The following is a 4,817-nucleotide window of genomic DNA, read 5'->3' as shown; positions in this document are numbered from 1 at the left end:
CGGGCAATTCGCACGTGCGCAAAAAGGAGGATAATTCAAGTAAAAAATATGCAGATCTCACTTTTCTTTATTGATCCTTCAATAAAAAGCTATCAACAGACCAAAGCAGCATTATGCTTTATCTAACTCCTCTTCTTTTTTAATCTTACGTTTTTCAACAAGGCCAGCTACAATAATACTTACCTCATATAACACAAACAGCGGGATACTTACCACTGTCATGGTTAACATATCGGGTGTCGGAGTAACCACAGCGGCAATGATCAGGATAACTACAATAGCATAACGACGGGTTTCTTTCATGAATTTAGGCGTCATGATACCCAGATTAGCCAATATATAAACCAGGATAGGCAATTGGAAAACAATGCCTGTAGCAAGAGTAAGGGTTGCCACTGAAGACAGGTAGGAGTCCGTATCAATTAAGTTTTCAATAGCCGCGCTTACAGTGTAGCCCGACAGAAAGTTGATTGACATCGGTGTGATCACGTAGTAACCGAACAGGACACCCAAAAAGAAAAGCAGACAGGCATAAAATACAAACCCGGTAGCCGCTTTACGTTCCTTATCGTGTAATGCAGGCTTTATAAAACGCCAGATTTCCCAGATCAGGTATGGAACGCCCAGTGTGATGCCGATTATTAATGCCGAGTTGATCTGGAGCGTAAACTGACCAGCCAGCTCGGTATTGATCAGGTGAATTTTCACATTACTAACGCAAAAGCCGTCACGATGCAGGGCAACGCCAAGCTTGCAAAGCATACGGTAAGTCCAGAAGGTTGATTTGCTGGGCCCCAGGATAATTGTTTCAAATATCCAGTCGTAATAATAAAAAACAACAGCGGTAAATACTACAATCGCTATCGAAGCTCTTATAAGATGCCCCCTTAAGGCCTCGAGATGATCAAAGAAGGACATTTCTGCCTCTAACGTTTTTCCTTTATCCTTTATGGCCTTGATGATCTTGTTCTCGCTCATTGTAATATATACCGCTGTATCAACGCTATTGTGCTAAATACGTTTAATTGTATGAAGATAGTTTGAATTTATTTTTATAATTCAAATGTATCCATAAACTTGGTGGTAAAGTTACCAGCGCGGAAGTTTGGATCCTTCAATAATTTTAAGTGGAATGGAATGGTTGTTTTCACGCCTTCTATCACAAATTCACTCAATGCGCGTTCCATGGTGCTTAATGCTTCATCGCGGGTTTGGGCCACGCAAATTACCTTGGCAATCATTGAATCGTAGTTTGGCGGAATAACGTAACCTGTGTACACATGTGTATCGATACGTACGCCATGACCACCCGGTGAATGAAAATTGGTTATTTTACCTGGTGACGGGCGGAAATTGTTGAACGGATCTTCGGCATTGATACGGCATTCAATGGCATGCATTGTTGGCTCGTAGTTTTTACCTGAGATAGGGATACCGGCAGCAACTTTAATTTGCTCTTTGATCAGGTCGAAGTTGATCACCTCTTCGGTAACCGGGTGTTCAACCTGGATACGGGTATTCATCTCCATGAAATAGAAGTTACGGTCTTTATCAACCAAAAACTCTACTGTACCTGCACCCTCGTACGAAACGGCTTTAGCGCCTTTAAGAGCGGCCTCTCCCATTTTTTTACGAAGCTTTTCGGTCATGAAAGGTGAAGGTGATTCTTCAACCAGTTTCTGGTGACGGCGCTGAATAGAGCAGTCGCGCTCTGAAAGGTGACATACTTTACCAAACTGATCGCCTACAACCTGGATTTCGATGTGGCGCGGATCCTGAACATATTTTTCAAGATATAAGCCGTCGTTACCAAAGGCTGCACCAGACTCGGCACGGGCCGAATCCCAGGCATTCTCAAACTCTTCGTCTTTCCAAACAATACGCATGCCACGGCCACCACCACCGGCAGTAGCTTTCAATATAACAGGGTAGCCAATTTTGTTGGCGATAGCGATACCCGATTTAACATCGCTAAGCAAACCATCAGAACCGGGAACAATTGGGACACCGGCTTTCTTCATGGTATCCTTAGCCGAAGCTTTATCACCCATCTGGTTGATCTGTTCGGCAGTTGCACCAATAAATTTGATACCATACTCGGCACAAATGGCCGAGAACTTAGCATTTTCAGACAGGAAGCCATAGCCAGGATGGATCGCATCGGCATTGGTTAATTCGGCAGCTGAAATGATGTTAGGAATATTTAAATATGAATCGCGGCTTGGCGGCGGACCGATACAAACAGCTTCGTCGGCAAAACGAACATGAAGGCTGTCGCGATCTGCAGTTGAATATACAGCAACCGTTTTAATACCCATTTCCTTACAGGTACGGATAATACGAAGGGCGATCTCGCCGCGGTTAGCTATTAATATTTTTTTAAACATTGTTTTTCTTTGATGTGCAAATTACAGATGTGCAAATATGCAGATGAAAATATTAACGAATGATTGATGGGCAAATATGTAAATTATAAATGTGCAAACGAATTAAATATCATTTGCACATTTGAAATTTGCACATCAGTTCATCAACTAAACTGGTTCTACTAAAAACAGTGGCTGATCGTACTCAACAGGTGAGGCGTTATCAACAAGTACTTTTACGATACGGCCTGAAACTTCTGATTCAATTTCATTGAACAGTTTCATCGCCTCGATGATACATACTACAGAACCTGGTTTTATCTCGTCGCCAACATTAACAAACAGAGGTTTATCCGGGCTTGATGAACGGTAGAATGTACCGATCATTGGAGATTTAACGGTAATGTATTTCGAAGTATCAGGACCGGCAGGTGCAGCAGGCTCAACAGGAGTTGGAGCAGGCGCAGTTGGCAATACCGGAGTAACAGGCTGTGTTACGGCTGGTATGGTAGCATGAACCACCGTAGGCTGTACCTCGTTGGTTTTTATTGTGATCTTAAAATCTTTTTGCTCGATTGATACTTCGTTCACGCCCGATTTGGAAACAAAGCGAATAAGGTCCTGAATTTGTTTAATATCCATGTTTAAGGATTAATTGGTTTGGGACAAAGTTTATATCTAAGTTATACTCAAATGTGCAGATATGCAAATGTGCAGATATGCAGATTACTATGTTGATTAATTAGTGAACGGATTACTATAAGTAGCCTGTCATTTACGTTGTTCATAAGCAAATAACATGCGCTTTTTACGGATGTTTTATTTTTTTGATATATCAAATATCCTTTTAATAGAAAATTTGTACATCTGAAATCTACACATCTATAATCGGCACATCAATATGCCCATTTCAAATATACCGAACCCCAGGTAAAGCCACCGCCAAAAGCTGCTAAAATAAGGTTATCGCCTTTTTTAAACTTGCTTTCCCATTCCCACAAACAAAGTGGGATGGTACCATTGGTGGTGTTACCGTAACGCTCAATATTGATGATCACCTTATCGGGGCTGATGCCTGTACGATTTGCCGTAGCATCAATGATCCGCTTGTTGGCCTGGTGTGGTACCAGCCAGGCAATATCGTCGCCTGTAAGGTGGTTACGCTCCATTACCTCGTGCGCAACATCGGCCATGTTGGTTACTGCAAATTTAAACACAGCCTGTCCTTCCTGGTAGGCATAATGTTCTTTAGCATCAACCGTTTCATGGCTTGCAGGTTTTAATGAACCGCCGGCTTTAAGGTTTAAATACTGGGCGCCTGCGCCGTCACTTTTCAAGACCGAATCGATAACGCCGTTACCTTCTTCATTTGGTTCAAGTAATACGGCGCCGCAGCCATCGCCAAAAATGATACAGGTAGCACGGTCTTCGTAATTAACAATAGCCGACATTTTATCGCCGCCTACTACCAATACTTTTTTGTGTTTACCGCTTTCAATAAATTGGGCACCTGATGTTAAGCCGAAAAGGAAACCCGAACAGGCTGCCTGTAAATCAAATCCCCATGCATTTTTAGCGCCGATTTTGGCACCTAAAATGTTGGCCGCAGCCGGGAATATCATATCGGGGGTGGTAGTGCAGAAGATGATAAGGTCGATCTCATCGGCACCGATACCGCGTTTTTTTAGTAACCCGGTAACGGCATGGACCGCCATATCAGATGTAGCAAGGCCTTCGCCTTTTAATATGCGTCGCTCTTTGATACCGGTACGGCTGGTTATCCACTCGTCATTTGTATCAACCATTGTTTCCAGCTCCTGGTTGGTTAATACATAGTCGGGAACGTAACCATGTACAGCGGTAATAGCGGCATGAACTTTACTCATCTTTTATAAAATTACTGGAATGCTTGTTTTATTTTATCAACGAGGTTACTCTCAATCATGTTCCTCGATAAAAGGACCATGTTTTTTATTGCCTCGGGGCTCGAGATGCCGTGACCAACAACAACAGGGGCATTTACACCCAAAATCGGGCTGCCACCGTATTGTTCATAATTAAACCTGTCAAAAAACTCGTCCTTCAGCTGTTTCTTCCTTGTTATAACGTAAAACGATTCGGCCAGCTTTAATATTATATTGCCGGTAAAACCGTCGCATACGTACACGTCGGCGCTTTCACTGAAAAGATCGCGTCCTTCAACATTACCAACAAAGTTAAATAACGTTGTTGCTTTCATTAATGGGTAGGTGGCCTGGCTAAGGATATTACCTTTTTCTTCTTCTTCGCCGATGTTCATGAGAGCAACACGCGGGTTGCTGATATCATAAACTGCCTGTGCAAATAAACTGCCGAGTACACCGAACTGAACAAGCACATCAGGCTTACAATCAGCATTGGCACCTACATCCAACAAAATACCCAAACCGCCTTTAAGTTTGGGTACAATAG

Annotated in this window: 4 protein-coding genes and 1 pseudogene; all 5 read right to left on the bottom strand. The window is 42.7% G+C overall.

Going from position 1 to position 4,817, the window contains the following annotated elements; translation table 11 throughout:
- Positions 1-111: 111 nt before the first annotated feature.
- A complete protein-coding gene (tatC, locus tag VF500_RS30540) occupies positions 112-978 on the bottom strand; it encodes a twin-arginine translocase subunit TatC (RefSeq protein ID WP_330863274.1) in 867 nt (288 codons plus the stop codon).
- A 74-nt stretch (positions 979-1,052) separates the two neighbouring features.
- Positions 1,053-2,387, bottom strand: coding sequence for an acetyl-CoA carboxylase biotin carboxylase subunit (gene accC, locus VF500_RS30535; RefSeq protein WP_330863273.1), 1,335 nt, complete (start codon positions 2,385-2,387; stop codon positions 1,053-1,055).
- Between the two features lie 147 nt (positions 2,388-2,534).
- Complete coding sequence (gene accB / locus VF500_RS30530) at positions 2,535-3,008, bottom strand: acetyl-CoA carboxylase biotin carboxyl carrier protein (protein ID WP_330863272.1); 474 nt, start codon at positions 3,006-3,008, stop codon at positions 2,535-2,537.
- Between the two features lie 254 nt (positions 3,009-3,262).
- Complete coding sequence (locus VF500_RS30525; protein WP_330863271.1) at positions 3,263-4,252, bottom strand: beta-ketoacyl-ACP synthase III; 990 nt, start codon at positions 4,250-4,252, stop codon at positions 3,263-3,265.
- A gap of 11 nt (positions 4,253-4,263) precedes the next feature.
- Positions 4,264-4,817, bottom strand: a pseudogene (locus VF500_RS30520) (phosphate--acyl-ACP acyltransferase); the annotation flags it as partial.

The sequence above is a fragment of the Mucilaginibacter sp. genome (assembly GCF_036383575.1).
Classification (GTDB): domain Bacteria; phylum Bacteroidota; class Bacteroidia; order Sphingobacteriales; family Sphingobacteriaceae; genus Mucilaginibacter.
This window is presented reverse-complemented; position numbering and strand designations above follow the sequence as displayed.